This is a genomic window from Phyllobacterium sp. 22552, from assembly GCF_052044585.1.
GTDB lineage: Bacteria > Pseudomonadota > Alphaproteobacteria > Rhizobiales > Rhizobiaceae > Phyllobacterium > Phyllobacterium ifriqiyense.
On record NZ_JBQENG010000004.1, the window covers coordinates 276,689 to 290,355 of the forward strand.

7 protein-coding genes are annotated in these 13,667 nt (G+C 54.7%); 1 reads left to right on the plus strand and 6 read right to left on the minus strand.

The window, feature by feature from the left end:
- Positions 1 to 4 precede the first annotated feature (4 nt).
- On the plus strand, positions 5 to 1,333 hold the full coding sequence (locus ACTJI9_RS11525) for a bifunctional folylpolyglutamate synthase/dihydrofolate synthase (protein ID WP_440808107.1): 1,329 nt from the start codon (positions 5 to 7) through the stop codon (positions 1,331 to 1,333).
- A gap of 57 nt (positions 1,334 to 1,390) precedes the next feature.
- Here ACTJI9_RS11525 and trxA read toward each other — a convergent pair whose 3' ends face one another.
- The 6 genes from trxA to ACTJI9_RS11555 all read right to left on the minus strand — a co-directional run bounded on the left by trxA (position 1,391) and on the right by ACTJI9_RS11555 (position 13,562).
- Positions 1,391 to 1,717, minus strand: a complete 327-nt coding sequence (trxA, locus tag ACTJI9_RS11530) for a thioredoxin (RefSeq protein ID WP_115054532.1) — start codon at positions 1,715 to 1,717, stop codon at positions 1,391 to 1,393.
- A 450-nt stretch (positions 1,718 to 2,167) separates the two neighbouring features.
- Positions 2,168 to 5,665, minus strand: coding sequence for a double-strand break repair helicase AddA (gene addA, locus ACTJI9_RS11535; protein WP_440808110.1), 3,498 nt, complete (start codon positions 5,663 to 5,665; stop codon positions 2,168 to 2,170).
- Complete coding sequence (gene addB, locus ACTJI9_RS11540) at positions 5,662 to 8,802, minus strand: double-strand break repair protein AddB (protein WP_440808112.1); 3,141 nt, start codon at positions 8,800 to 8,802, stop codon at positions 5,662 to 5,664. Before addB ends, addA begins: the two co-directional genes overlap by 4 nt.
- The gene (locus ACTJI9_RS11545) at positions 8,795 to 9,517 is read right to left on the minus strand and encodes a nucleotidyltransferase family protein (protein WP_440808114.1); all 723 of its coding nucleotides are present in this window, start codon (positions 9,515 to 9,517) and stop codon (positions 8,795 to 8,797) included. The genes addB and ACTJI9_RS11545 overlap by 8 nt, the downstream gene beginning before the upstream one ends.
- Positions 9,514 to 11,028 carry a tRNA (adenosine(37)-N6)-threonylcarbamoyltransferase complex ATPase subunit type 1 TsaE gene (gene tsaE, locus ACTJI9_RS11550; protein WP_440808116.1) on the minus strand — a complete coding sequence of 505 codons (1,515 nt, stop codon included), beginning with the start codon at positions 11,026 to 11,028 and terminating at the stop codon, positions 9,514 to 9,516. The genes ACTJI9_RS11545 and tsaE overlap by 4 nt, the downstream gene beginning before the upstream one ends.
- A 5-nt stretch (positions 11,029 to 11,033) precedes the next feature.
- On the minus strand, positions 11,034 to 13,562 hold the full coding sequence (locus ACTJI9_RS11555; protein ID WP_440808475.1) for an ATP-binding protein: 2,529 nt from the start codon (positions 13,560 to 13,562) through the stop codon (positions 11,034 to 11,036).
- Between the last annotated feature and the right edge of the window lie 105 nt (positions 13,563 to 13,667).

A 13,667-nucleotide genomic window follows, 5' to 3' on the forward strand; every position in this document is an offset into this window, starting at 1 on the left:
TTTGATGTCATCACGCGCGTCACAGGAAATAGAGCGGCTTCTCGGACTGCATCCTAAAGGTTTTGACCTTTCGCTGGGCAGGATTACCCGGCTTCTGGATACGCTCGGTAATCCCCATTTGAACCTGCCGCCGGTCATTCATGTGGCTGGCACAAATGGCAAAGGCTCTGCCACCGCCTTTTCCCGCGCATTGCTGGAAGCGGCGGGCTATACGGTCCATGTTCATACGTCCCCGCATCTTGTGCGTTGGCATGAGCGTTATCGCCTTGGTGCGCCCGGAAAGGGCAAGATTGTCGATGACGATACGCTGTTCGAAGCGGTTCGGCGTGTGGCTGATGCCAATGCAGGGCAGCAGATTACGGTCTTCGAAATTCTGACCGCCGTGACTTTTGTCCTTTTCGCCGAGCACCCCGCCGATGCCGTCCTCCTTGAGGTTGGGCTTGGGGGACGTTTCGATGCAACCAACGTCATTCCAGAGCCTGCCGTCAGCGTTATCATGCCGATTTCGCTCGATCATCAGTCCTATCTCGGAGATCGAGTTGAGCTGATTGCCGCCGAAAAGGCCGGTATCATCAAGGCGGGTTGTCCGGTTATTATCGGCGCACAGGAACATGATGCGGCACGCACAGTGTTGATCGAGACTGCCGAGCGCCGTGATTGCCCTTATAGTGTCTATGGTCAGGATTTCCTGAGTTTCGAAGAGCGCGGACGCATGGTCTATCAGGACAATGTAGGCTTGATGGATCTGCCTCTGCCCAACCTGCCCGGCCGCCATCAATTGGCAAATGCCGCCGCAGCGATTCAGGCGGTCAGGACTGCGGGCTTTACCATTCCCGACCACGCCGTTGAAACAGCGATGGGTACAGTTGAATGGCCCGCCCGGATGCAGCGCCTGACCAAGGGCAACCTGGTCGATATGGCAGTGCCCGGCTCAGAAATCTGGCTCGATGGCGGGCATAATCCCGGAGCTGGCATGGTGATCGCTGAGGCAATTGCCACGTTGGAGGATCGCAGCCAGCGTCCGCTATTTTTGATTACCGGAATGATCAATACCAAGGACCCTGTAGGGTATTTTGAGGCTTTTACGGGCATGGCGCGGCATGTTTACACGGTGCCGATCAGATCAAGCGATGCAGGCATTCCCCATGAGGAACTCGCTCTGGCAGCGCAAGAAGCCGGACTTTCCGCCGAGCCTGTTTATTCGGTGGGAAACGCCTTGAAAATCCTGCGCGATAGCTGGGACAAGTCCGAGCCCGCTCCACGGATATTGATTGGCGGATCGCTCTATCTGGCTGGCGACGTGCTTTCAGAAAACGGAACGCCGCCGCAGTAACTTCCAATAACAAAAAGCCCGCTTTGCAGCGGGCTTTTCGATGAATATCAGAACTGATCAAGCAGCCGAGTTTTTGATCCAGTCGGAAAGCTTGCTCTTTGGAGCAGCGCCAACCAGATTGGCAGCGAGCTCACCATCCTTGAACATCAGCAAAGTCGGAATCGAGCGCACGCCAAACTGGGCAGCCAATTCAGGGTTCTCATCAATATTAACTTTGGCGATTGTAACTTTGCCATCCATTTCCGCAGCGATTTCTTCAAGCGCCGGTGCAATCATCTTGCAAGGGCCACACCATTCTGCCCAAAAATCCACAACGACAGGCTGACCGGCCTGAATTACATCGGACTGGAAATTGCTGGTGTCAATTTTGACGGTGGTAGCCATGAAGCTGTTCCTTAACCTTGTGAATGTGTTGCCCATCATGTGGTGAGTCTGCTGTGCCTAGTCAAGCCGACTCATGTCACGATTCAGTGCAATCTGTCACCTGACGGCTTTCAACCCTGCGTTTGTTGCTCAAAGCACTACTTCAATCGTATTTCGTCAAGCAGTTTGAGGGCGAAGCAGCAGCACGGATCCAGCCAGTGCACCAGAGAGATGGCCTCCCTGGCTGAGGCATACGGCCATATGCCCTCAAACTTGGAGCAATAGATATGTGGTATCTGCCAATGTCTATTACCTTTGAGGTACGAAAAACCCGGACCAGCTGGACACTGACAATCCGGGTTTCATTCGTAACATCATAGGGAAGTGGGGTGGGCAAAGCTCACCCCACACTCCAAAATCAATATAGCAGCTTTCTTGCCAATTCCAAGACGGGAACAATCCTGTCCAGTTTCAAGCCATTCGCTCAAGAGCAATCTGCATGGCGTGCACCGGTATGTCGATAAGATGGGGACCTTCGGTGAAAAGCAAAGCCGCTTCTACTGTCTTGCCGGGATAAAGCGGCTCAAGTAGCTTCCGGTAAAGGGCAAGCTGAGCGATATAGGCATCTGGAACCGTCGACAGATTTTGCGGCGGAGGACGGTTAGTCTTGTAGTCGACAATTACAACCCGGCTTTCGCTCACAGCAAGCCTGTCAATAATGCCGGAAACCGCATGATCCTTGCCGCGAATATGCAGCGTTCCCATGATTGCGACTTCCGCCAATGAACCTGGCGCGAAGACCGGCGCAAAATCGGCTGAATTCAGCACAGCAAAGACCGAGTTAAGCGCCTTCTCGATCTCCTCCGGTTCCCAATCATAAGCGGCGCGGCTGAGATAACGCTGAGCCGCCTGCGCACGTTGTTCGTCCGGAATATCGGGCAAAGTCTGCAACAGCGCGTGGATGACCGTGCCGCGGCGGATGGCGAAAGCGGGATTCTTTCCATCTGTCAGTAGCACCGGCGAACCTGTGACCAGCGGCGCCTCATCATCGGGCTCGATCAGCACCGATACGCCCGATGGTGCAAGGGGCCTTGGCAAGCCCGCTTCCCGAGGCATCGGTATGCGATAGGTAGGAGGAAAGGGAACGGCCCTTGGCTCAAGGGGAAGCTCTAGTTCGATAGGCGTAGCGGCTGCGGGTTCAGTCAACCGGTAACGCTTGGCGATGACAGACTCGACAGGATGTTGCACTGGCTCGCTCGTGTCACCGAGTGCTGCCTCCACAAGCCCATGCCATGTATCCGGCACCTGCCGCGAACCGCGATAACCACAAATGATGAGTCTATCTTCAGCACGTGTCATGCCGACATAAAGCAGGCGGCGATATTCTTCTTCTGCCCTTACCTTCAGCTTATCGACAAGGCCCGCCGAGAAAGCAGTCGCATAGGCCTTTCCGGGTACGAACAAAAACCCTTTGCCCTCCCAGCCGCTATATTCTCTCATATCGAAAGAAAGCAGATTGGACATACGCCCGCCTGAAGAAGCCGAACTGCCGGAATCGACGAGGAATACCACGGCGGCTTCAAGGCCCTTTGCAGCATGCACCGTCATGATGCGGACTTCATTACGGCTTTGATCCAGCTCCCGCTTGATTTCCGGCGTTACTGCTTCCAGCGTTTCCAAAAATGCCTGCAAGCCCGGCAAACCGGTTTTTTCGGTTGCGATTGCGTAGTTTTGGAACTCATCGATAACATCGCCCGCCTCATGGCCAAGACGTGCAAGAAGCTCACGGCGCGCGCCGCCGCGTCCAAGAATATCCGCATAAAACTCGAAGACTGGTACAGTATCGGCACGGTTGCGCCACTCCTGAAGACGCGCGGCAACCGGAGCCAGCAACAGATCATCCTTTGCCTGCGCCAATAGCCGCTCATAAAGCGTTTCATTAGCCGCCCGCTCATAACCGAGCGTAAAGAGCTGATCGTCATCCCACTTGAACAGGGGGCTTTTGAGGAGTGCCGCCAAAGACAGATCATCGGATGGCAAAAGCATGAACCGCCCAAGCGCCATGAGATCCTGGACTGCGATGTGATCCGTCAATTTCAGACGGTCTGCACCGGCGACCGGAACATGGCGCTTCTTTAATTCGCGCGACAAAGCCGGCATGAACTGGTCACGCTTGCGTACCAGCACCATGATATCGCGCGCTTCAAGGCGCCGGTTCTGCCCTTCAATGATTTCACCATTCTTCAACCAGTGCTCAATGGTTCGGGCAATTTGCTCCGCAAGACGCACGGGTGGTGCTGGCAAACTATCAACTGGTGTTCGCCAGTCATCCTCTTCCGGTGTTGTTTCCGGTGTCAGCATATCCCAGATCTGCACTTCGCCCGGATCATGGTCGCGAATGGCTGTATGGACAGTCGGACCGTGATCGACACCAAAGCCGCGATGGGCTTCCGGCCGCTCGAACACCTTGTCCACTGCAGACAGAACGTCCGGTGCAGAGCGGAACGAGAAGTTGAGATTGACGCGTTCAAAGGTCAGTTCAGCTTGGCCGGTTTTTTGCTCCGTCGCCTTGCCGTGCCTGGCAAAATCCTCCGGAATCGCACCTTGAAACGAGTAAATCGATTGCTTTTCGTCGCCGACTGCAAAAAGGGTGCGCCGCACATTGCGTGCGGTATTGCCGGTAAAGAATTCCTCGCTGAGAAGCCTTATCACGTTCCACTGGTTTGGGCTGGTATCCTGCGCTTCGTCGACGAGAATATGGTCAATTCCCTTGTCGAGCTTATATTGCACCCAAGGCCCTGCATCCTGCCGCGCAAGCAATGCCACGGTCCTGACAATGAGATCGTCAAAATCGAGAAGTCCGCGATTTCTTTTCATGTGCTCATAGCGGCCGATAAGGTCATCGACCACCACCAAGGCTGAAAAAGTCAGCCGGAGAAGGCGCAATTGCTTTAATTTATCCAAACCCTCGAACACGCGCTGTGCAGCGCGGTCGAATCGCTCGATGAAATCCGGGAACCGCTCTGTTACCCCTTTGGACCCAATGAAAGACCCGCTTTTGGGCTCTCCTGTCGCCTTGATAAACGCGGTTCGCAATGCCTCTTCGCGTTGGTCAGACTCGGGCCCAAACTTGGCGTCGAGCAGGATCATCGCAAATTCCTGCGCTCGTGCGGCACTCTTTTGAATATCGAGGATCGAACGCAGCATTTCCCGGTCAAATTCCTGAACCGGCCACAGTGCAGAAAGGATATCGTCTTCTGTTTCAGTGCCGGTAAATCCGAAATGGGAGTAGAACGCCGTCCTGCGCAGGTCGTCTTGCCCGACTTCTCGGATAAAGCGGGTAAGATCATTGCGCTTGGTGACCGCCTCATCAAGAAGCTGTTGCAGGCCGAACTCCCCGGCAGCGTCAAGCACATCCGCAAAGGCTGAAGCAAGCTCGACATTATGATCAAGACGCGCTGCTTGCAGCACCTGCCGCCGCGCTTCGCCAATAAGCGCAACCTGCATCATGTCGTCCATCAGTTCGAAATGACCGGCAATATTCGCCTCTAACGGAAACTGATGCAGAATGGCTTCGCAAAAGGCGTGAATGGTTTGTATCTTGAGGCCGCCGGGGGTCTCAAGCGCCCGCGCAAACAAGCGGCGCGCCTGAGCCAGCCGCTTTGGTCCCGGCCGTGCACCGTCAATGTCCTCAATGATTTTTGCCAGCGCGTCGCCATCCATGGTTGCCCAATCGGAAAGGCGTGCAAAGACACGGTTTTGCATCACCGCCGCAGCAGCTTTCGTATAGGTCAGGCACAGGATTTTCGACGGGTCGGTGCCATCCAACAGCAAGCGGATGACACGATCCGTCAAGACATAGGTTTTGCCGGAGCCCGCATTTGCCGACACCCAGACAGAGTCCTTTGGATTTGCTGCCCTGCTCTGGTTGCGCGTGGTTTCCGGCGGGATGGTTCGAGGCTTTCTCATTCGCCCTCCCCTCCCTCTTCAGCGCCACCAGCCGACCACTCCAAAACGCGGGCCAGATGGTCATAATCGCCGGTCAAGTCACTTTCCCTGAATGGCAGAGCACGGGACAGATAGCCCTTATGCGGATCACCATAGGCCGTCAGCAATTCGTTGAGGCGCAACCAGGACAATTCGCTCAACTCCGGCGCAGTTTTTTCACTTCCATTGGCAGCCGTGCCGATTCTTAAAATGGATTCCGGATCGACTTTTCCATTTGGCCGTAACCGCACATAGAGAAGATCAGCGGCTTTGCGTGGGCCCACCTCGTGAAACGCACCCCGTGCCAGCAATGCGGCTTCCAGCGCTAGCTGCGGCGACAAAAGAACATGGGCCTGCCGCTTGGATGGTGTTGATCCGGTCTTGTAGTCAATGATGTCAACCGTACCGTCGCGGCGCAAATCCACTCGGTCTGCCCGGCCTGAAAGTGTGACGCCAGTTGCTTCGACGACAATCTTTTTGGAAGCAATTTCGGGATGACGTTCGGAAATCAGATGGTCTCGTAGCCGCTCCCAGTTCAGATATTCCGGCACCAGCGATTGGAACCTGGGCCACCAGACTGCATCGATTTCTTCCGGTAGCGCGATGTCGTCAAAATACTGCCTGCCTATTTCCAGAAGACGTCTGGCGGCATTCGCATCAAGAGGATCAATGCCCTGTTCCGTGAAATGCGCGAGGATATTGTGAAAGAGCGAACCGCGCTCAGCCACGTCAGGATCACGGATCAATGGCTCAATGGGCCGCAACCGCAAAATGCGCTTGGCAAAGATGGCATAGGGATCGCGCCGGAGCGTCTCTATTTCTGTAACTGAGAAGTGCTTGGGGCGGGCTGTTAAAGGCGGCTTCGGTTCCGGTCGTTTGACAAAATCCTCATCCGGCGCGTGGTCGATTTCCCGCGCCCATCCAAGGTACTTTGCCCCACGCCTGCGCAGCTCTCCGGTAGCGTCATTGCCAAGAACCGTCTCCAGCCTTTGCAACCAGCGCGAAGCAACCGTTGGCGCATTTGCTGAGCGCTGTGCACGTGTAAGAATGACCTGGTCCATTCCCAGCGCCATCTGAAAATCGTGCGCGGCAAGGCCGGTGCGCCGCTCCGGCGGATCAAGATTTATAATGGATTTCATCGGTCGTGACATGAACGGATCATTGCGCGTTTTACCCGGCCATGAGCCCTCATTCAGTCCGCCGATAATCATCGTATCGACCGTTTGCAATCGCGCTTCCAGTGCGCCCCAGATAAACAGGCGCGGATGCGCGCCCGCTTTTGGTTTTACAACCTCTCCCGCAATCAAAGCTTCCATCATTGCGGGGAATTCGCCGACAGAAAAATCGAGCTGCGAATCCGCCGAGATCAGATTGCGCAGGAAGGCGGCGAATTGTTCACCGGCCGCTCCACTATAAAGTGCAGCAATATCTCCCTGATCATCCCGCACCAGATTTTCCAGACTGGCAACAACCGCCTGAATGATCTGCGGCAGCTGTACAGATTCCGTGACTCCAACAAAATGAATCAAGGGTTCCATCGCACCGCTAAGCGCCTTGCAGACGATATGCGCGGACTCAATTCTTGCAGCGCTGATCTGGCGAAGCCAGGCCGGTTCAAATGGCGTAGATCCTGTTTCGGCAAGGCGTCTTTCGAAATGTTGCTGGAAATCCGATAGGGTGGCTCGCCCTGTACCACCACGCAGCGCAACCAGTTCAATAGTTTCTGCAGCCTGGCGAACCCTGACACGATCAAGGCCAAGCCGCGTCAGTGGATGTTTTAGCAAAGCCAGTAACGCAACCGGATCCCCGGGATTGAAAACAATATCCAGGACCAGTCGCATCAAAGCCGCAGGTTGCGTTTCGCGCATGGCATGTCCACCGGAATCATCAGCGGCAATATTGAACCGCGCGAGTTCCGTTGACACACGGCGGGCAAGATCGCGATCGGCGGTAATCAGAGCTGCGGTCTTGCCCGGTTGTTCTATGGAATCGCGCAAGGCCACTGCGATGCTCAGCGCTTCCTCGCGCTCATTTGAGGCTTCAATCAAGGCAATGGAGGCAACGGCGGCGGAAAACTGACCGCTGTTCCGGTTAATTTGCGCCCACGCCTCACTCGTGTCGGCGGGGCGCATCGCCTCGGCCAAAAGGTTTTCGCGTTGGCGTTTTTCTGGAGTGACGCCGCCCAGCACAATCACATCCTGACGCAGCACACCCAGTTCACCGAGCAGTTTGCGCAGTCCATATTGCGGGTGACCAAAAATCGAAGGATTGTCTGCGGTGCTTGCCAAAACATCCCAGCTGACGGCATCCATATCGCGATCAAGCCCTGGAAGGACAAGGGCGCCCATGGGCAATGAAGCAATAGCAGCCAAGAGCTTTGCCGTTGCAGGTATGGATCCAGTAGAGCCCGCCGCAATGACAGGACCCTGCGACGCCTTGCGCAGGAGCCTTTCGGCTTCAAGCTCGATCAGGCGGTTACGGTGGGCAGCGGGGTTGGAACGTCTGCGTTCAGCCAGAATATCGGGCCAAAGGCTTGTGACGATGTTTAGAAAATCGAGAGTGACCTGCCACCAATTCGGCAGTTCTTCAGAAACAATATTGGAAAGCGTTGACCATCCGGCAGCTTCAGTCTCAACCTGATCCATGAGTCCGGCAAGATCGCGGGCAAGCCAGATCGCATCGGCGGTCGTTGCCGGAATGGCAATTTCCTCATTTCCAAACAAGGCACGCACATGTTCTGGCAGGCGTTCGCGCCAAGGCCGGACCAGTCGCGCTAAAAGCAAAAGTCTCTCGACACTGCCTATTGCCGGCAGAAGGTCGAAGAAGGCATCGGAACCCATGTCGAACATGGCTGCATCTTCATCGACATCGCCCAATGCTCGGATTACTGGCAGGATCGCTGATTTAACCGGGCTTTTCTCGACAAGTAGCGAACGCAGCGTTCGCGCTGCACGACGGGTCGGCACATAGATTGTAGCATGGGCCAGCGCCATTGGATCATTGGCGTTTGCAGGATAACCCGGAATCAAGGCTCCCGATTGCAGCGCATCCACAAGCGCCGGAAGAAAAGGCGTACCCGGCGCTATGGAGAAAATATTCGGATTCTGGCGCTCAGCCATGAATCCCCTGCTTGGCAATAGCGGCATCTGCCTCTTCTATTGCATCCGGCGTGCCGACTGTCAGCCAAATGCCATCCATCGGCAGTCCAAAGAGCCTGTCAGCTGCAATCGCTTCATCGAAATATCGGTTCAATGATACTTTACCCGATGGAGCATTCGCGAAAATGCGCGGATGGATGATCGCCGCTCCGGCATAAATATAGGGCGATGTCTCACCCGGCTTCAAACGGCGCAATTGCCCGGTATTGCTCATGCTGAAATCGCCACCACCTTCGCGTCCAACAGCCTGATTCATATGGGCAATCATCAAGAGAATATCCATGCTCGCATCATTCCACCCTTCGGCAAGCAGGACAAGATTGGGTTTGTCGCTATCGGTCCAGAAAGTATCGGCATTCAAAACATAGAATGGTTCAGAGCCAATTTGCGGCAGGGCTTTGATGATACCCCCCGCAGAGTCGAGCAACTGCTCTCTTTCATTGGAGATTTCGATCAATGGCGCCGTGCGCTCCATCAGATGCGTTTCAAGCTGGTCGGCAAGATAATGCACATTGACCACGGCGCGTCGCACGCCAGCGCCGGCAAGCGAATCCAGCCCCCAATCAATCAATGATTTGCCGGCTACCTTTACCAAAGGTTTTGGTATTGTATCGGTTATCGGTGCCATGCGTTTTCCCAAACCGGCAGCGAGAACCATAGCTGTATGCGGTGTCATGCCTTAATCCTTTGGGCGAGTATTCCATTCTTTTCGCACCAATCCTTGACTGGCGCCAGAGCCGGATGATCAATAACCCGCTCCAGATAAGTTTGAATACGCGGAAGATGCCTCAAATAAAATGGTTTGCCGTCGCGCTCATCGAGCCGAACGAATATGCCAAGAATCTTTGCATTGCGCTGCGCCGCCATAATGGCAAAGGCTTTTTTGAAACCGGTCTCATCAAAAGCTGTGCTTCCCGCGCGACGCTCTTCAATATAGGCCGCAAGCAACAAATCCTGCATGTCGGGCTCAATCGTCACGCGCGCATCCATGATGAGAGATGCGACATCATAGGCCGAAGGACCGAGCATCGCATCCTGAAAATCAATCAGGCCAACGCGTTCAATACCTGATCTATGAGCCTGCCAAAGGATGTTGGGTGAGTGAACATCGCGCAGAAGCAGGGATTGCTCGGCATTACTAAGCTGGCTAAATACATTATCCCATGCAGCGATATAACTGCTCTTCAAATCGGGACTTATCACTGTTCCGTTCATGCGCGGCACATACCAGTCCGACAAAAGCTCAACTTCAATCATCATCGCATCCCGGTCGAAATGATGCAGACGATGCGTAGCTCCATTTCCTACGGGGATATCCTGCGGCCATATGAATTGATGGAGTTTGGCCAGCAAGCGCACAGCAGCCTCATAGCGCTCGAAGATGGGCGCTCCATCCTTATCAAGAATACCATCACTGCCGAGATTTTCGATGACGAGAAAACCATGCTCCAAATCTTCGGCGTTGATATGCGGGACATTGAAGCCTTTGGACGCCAGGAGACGATCCAAGGCCACGAAAGCATTCACTGACTGGGAAAGATGCGCAATCTGCATGTAGGTTTTGCCATCGCGCAGGATTGGACCGCCCGGATTATAGGGTGAGTTCATCAGGATGAGCGGGGTTCCGCTGCCCGTCGACAAGGTCTCATAGCCCCGGGCGGATGCATCGCCGAGAAGATAACGCCGTTCAGCATGCGCTAAACCCGATCTTGCCAGAAAAGAGCGGATGGCCAGAGAACGTTCCAATCGCGCCAGAACATCAGGGGGCCCTTCAATGAAGGCTTTGCGGCCACTTCCATGATCCTGCAACGTGATGCTCAAGCTGACCGGCGGCAAAAACCCGTCAGCGCGTTCAGGCCATTCGATCAGTACAATTCCATCAAGCAGCGCCTCGTCGAGCCCCAACTCGTCAATCTCATCGGCAGTGGAAAGACGGTACAGGTCGACATGGCTAATGGGCAGCCGCAATTCGGGATAGGATTGCACGATAGTAAAAGTCGGGCTTGGTACGTCATAATCCGCATCATCAGCGATCGTACGGATTAAACCACGGGCAAATGTCGATTTGCCCGCACCAAGATCGCCGCTCAAAGCAATGAGATCCCCTTTGCGTAGGGACAGACCAACATCTTGGCCCAAGCGTGCCGTATCTTCAGCGTTCGCAAGTTCTACAGAAAACGGGGTCATTCAGACTATTCGGCAGCGAGGCTGAAGGACCGTGCCTCCAGCGGGAATCGACAGGTAACCAGCGTGCCCTTGCCTGCAGAACTGTCTATATCAACTGTTCCACCATGCAATTCGACAAAGCCCTTCACAATGGACAGGCCCAGCCCCGCACCGCGTTTGCGCCCGCCATTCGGGTAAGGCTGGAAGCGCTTGAAAATGCTGTTGAGCACATAATCCGGCATTCCGGGGCCATTATCCATAACACTGAACACCATTTCCGTCTGTTCGCGCCAGCACTTGAGCGTAATCGTGCTGCCTTCCGGAGCATAGTTAGCCGCATTGCTCAAAAGATTGGACAGCACCTGCTTGATACGGGCTGCATCGGCACGGAACGAACCTGTGCCTGTCTCAATACGCGTATCGAGCAGAATATTATGTTCCTTGAGCCGGTCGGCGACTTTCTCCGATGCAACAGTGACGGCATCGGTGACGGAAACATCGCTGATATCGAGCTCCATGATCCCCGCATCCACAGTGGCCAGATCAAGAATGTCATTCACGATGGTCAAAAGCACTGATGAAGAAGTGCCGATATGATCAAGATAGTCCCGTTGACGGTCGTTCAACGGTCCCGTCATGGGCGTTTGGAGAAGCTCGGTAAAGCCCATAATATTGGTCAGCGGCGAACGCAGTTCATAAGAGACATGCTGGACAAAATCATTCTTCAGCTCGTCAGTACGCTCCAGCGCTTCGTTCTTTTCTTTCAGCGCACGCTCAACCTGAACAGAATCCGTCACATCGACGAAGGTGAGCATTGTCTGGCCATTGGGCAGTGGCGCCGTTGCATAAGACAATATTTTACCCGTTGTCAGCTCTATATGGCCGGAGAGCGAGCGGCGCTCATCATCAAAACCAGTGACTGTCGTTACAAAGGATTCCCAATTATCCGCGTCCGATACAGGTTCGCACACCCGCCGGATTGCGGAAATATGCGTGCCTTCCGCTACCTGTTCGCTCTTCAGCGACCACAGGGATGCAAAAGCAGGATTGGCAAGACGTACTTTTCCGTCTGACCCAAACACCGCAACACCTTCAGCAAGGTAGTCCAGCGTCTGGCCTTGCACTTTGATCAGCGTGTTATAACGGCTTTCGAGTTCAAGCTTTTCAGTCAGGTTCTCGAACACCCAGGTAACGCCGCCCTTCGGCTGGGGATTGACGATAACCCGCAATGTGCGGCCATCGGTCAGGTGCCAGACATATTCCTGCGATTCGATAGAATGATAGGCGGAAAGAACCTGTTCCTTCCAGCGCCGCCAATCCGGCTGCTCGGGCAATATGCCATCGCTGCGGAAACGGTCGAGCAACATGGCATTGTCAGGATTGCTCTCAAGGAATGGTGTCTCGAGGCCCCACAATTTGGCGAATGCCTGATTGAAGAATTGCAACTTTCGGTTGGCATCAAACATTGCGACAGCCGAATTCAGCTGATCCAACGTATCCGAATGATTGAGGACAGTCCGTTTAAATTCCTCCCGGATCAACTCAGCTTCGCTGATATCGATTGCCATACCGGCAGATCCATTGCTTGCGGCAATATCGGTAACGCTGAATACGTGCCTGTCGCCGCCAACTACGGTCGAGAGTTGATCGTGGAATTTACGGTTCAGTGTCTTGTCGCGCTCTATGCGTTCGCGCGCCTGAATACCGAAAAGCTCGCGACCATCGCGAACCGCGCTATTGGGGTCGCGCTCGTCGACAGCCTTTGCATAGGCCAGATTAACCCAATTCAACTGACCTTCACTGCTGCGGCTCCAGGCTGGCATATCGATTGCATCCAGCAGACCACGCAGCGTCGCGACAGCTTCGCTCAAATGATAGTTTTCGGCTTTAAGCATGGCTTGAGCGGCACGAACTTCGCCTGGATTGATGAAGCGCACGATAGCATATCCGCCAGAAGTGCGGCCCTGCACTTCCAGCGGCGTGCCTTTCGAGGTCTCGATGGCTATGTCGAAAGGACGGGCTTTCTCGCGCAGCGCCGATACTGACCGGTCCAAAAGCGTGACGGATTCAACCCGCAACCAGCGGCCAAAGGCCAGAAAAAGCGAGCGGCTTTCGGGCACGCCGATTTCAGGCGGCAGACTGCCGATGAGCACGGGAGTCGACGAGCTTCCCTCCCAAACTATAACGCGCTGATCCTTAAGATTGAGCAGGGCTTCGTTGCGCTGAACCGTGACATTCAGATCGGCAACCTTGTCACGCAAATGGCGGTTCTCATGGGCAATTCGGCTGCGCTCCCGAATGAGCCAGCCCGCGGAGAGCAGGGCAGCACCCATGGCACCAAGAAACATTGCGAACTGAACGACTTCAAACGTGCCGACTTTCATCCCGAAGGGAGTATCGATCAGGCCAAGCATATCTTCAGCGTGAGCAGAGAAGGAGGCAGTCAAAAGGATTGGCAGCGCGGAAACTGCGCTCAATGCCCGGGTTTGCAGCCTGCTCAGCACGGATCGTTTGTGTGCTGCATCTTCACTGCGAACATCACCTTTAATTCTCATGTCAACCGTCGCAGCCCCATCCAGACGAATGACGATCCTCTTTTCCATCCGGCTTATCACCATTTGGCCCATCAAGAGCAACGTCATCCCGAATCACTACAATAA

Excerpts from the sequence above, each read along its gene's own strand:
- ACTJI9_RS11555 (WP_440808475.1), bottom strand. The coding sequence starts at position 13,562 with ATGAGAATTAAAGGTGATGTTCGCAGTGAAGATGCAGCACACAAACGA.
- addB (WP_440808112.1), bottom strand. The coding sequence starts at position 8,802 with ATGGCTGAGCGCCAGAATCCGAATATTTTCTCCATAGCGCCGGGTACG.
- ACTJI9_RS11525 (WP_440808107.1), top strand. The coding sequence starts at position 5 with ATGTCATCACGCGCGTCACAGGAAATAGAGCGGCTTCTCGGACTGCAT.
- addA (WP_440808110.1), bottom strand. The coding sequence starts at position 5,665 with ATGAGAAAGCCTCGAACCATCCCGCCGGAAACCACGCGCAACCAGAGC.
- ACTJI9_RS11545 (WP_440808114.1), bottom strand. The coding sequence starts at position 9,517 with ATGACACCGCATACAGCTATGGTTCTCGCTGCCGGTTTGGGAAAACGC.
- trxA (WP_115054532.1), bottom strand. The coding sequence starts at position 1,717 with ATGGCTACCACCGTCAAAATTGACACCAGCAATTTCCAGTCCGATGTA.
- tsaE (WP_440808116.1), bottom strand. The coding sequence starts at position 11,028 with ATGACCCCGTTTTCTGTAGAACTTGCGAACGCTGAAGATACGGCACGC.